The following is a 1105-nucleotide window of genomic DNA, read 5'->3' on the forward strand; positions in this document are numbered from 1 at the left end:
CCCACCCGTACCGGGCGGCGGCGTCGTCGGGCTCGGCGGCGGGGTGGTCGGGCTCGGCGGTGGCGTGGTGGGGCTCGGTGGCGGCGTGGTCGGGCTCGGCGAGGTGGTGGGGGCCGCGCCGTCGAAGCCGAGGAAGCGCACCGCCTGGGCGGCGTCGAACGGGATCGAGTGGCCGTAGCCCTGGAAGCTGACCGCCTCCACCGGCGGCGTGCCACCGGTGCCGCCGTAGCGGGTCCGGGTGGCGCTGGCCTGCGGGTAGTCGGTCATGCTCGGGGTCTGGGACACGCCCAGCACGTTCGTCCACTGCTTGATCTGCTCGCCGAAGTTGACGTAGCTCAGCGTGGTGTCCGTGGTGCCGTGCCAGATCTGCATCCGCGGCCGGCGGCCGGTGTACCCGGGGTACGCGTTGCGGACCAGGTCGCCCCACTGCTGCGGGGTCTTCGTGATCCGCCCGCCGGAGCACTCGCTGTTCCACTCCGAGCCGTTGGTGGTGGCGAAGCAGCCGAACGGCACGCCCGACGAGCTCACCCCGGCGTGGAACACGTCCGGGTAGACGCCGGCCATCACGTTGGTCATCATCGCGCCGGACGAAGCGCCGGCGACGCCGATGCGGGCCGGGTCGACCGGGTAACGGCTCGACACGTAGTCGATCATCGACTTGAGACCGACCGGGTCGCTGCCGCCACCGCGCCGCAGCGCCTGCGGCGACGACACGTCCCAGCACTTGCTGCTGCGGGTCACCGACGGGTAGATCACGATGAACCCGTAGCGGTCGGCCAACGGGCTGTAGCCGGAACCGGTGTGCATCGCCGGACCGCTGCCGGTGCAGTAGTGCAGGACCAGCAGCAGGGCCGGCCGGGACGGTAGCCGGTCCGGCACGTACAGGTGCATCTGCAGGTTGGTGGGGTTGGTGCCGAAGTTGGTCACCTGGGTGAGCGCGGCGGCGGACGCCGGGCCGGCGGCGGTGACGACGGCGGCCGCCGTCGTCAGGGCCGTCGCCAGCACGGCCGCGAGCAGCGCGATCTTCGCTCTCATCGGCGGTTCCTCCATGGTGGGGTACGGACGGAGGGCGCCGGCCCGGCCCACGGTGACGCGGGCCGGGCCG

Annotated in this window: 1 protein-coding gene; it reads right to left on the minus strand. The window is 72.9% G+C overall.

What is annotated here, in order from left to right; genetic code table 11:
- Positions 1 to 1035: extracellular catalytic domain type 1 short-chain-length polyhydroxyalkanoate depolymerase (locus tag B1205_RS28810; protein ID WP_140158168.1), on the minus strand; the 1035-nt coding region annotated here is incomplete at its 3' end.
- Between the last annotated feature and the right edge of the window lie 70 nt (positions 1036 to 1105).

It is taken from the genome of Micromonospora sp. NBS 11-29, assembly GCF_002140155.1.
Taxonomy (GTDB): Bacteria; Actinomycetota; Actinomycetes; order Mycobacteriales; family Micromonosporaceae; genus Micromonospora.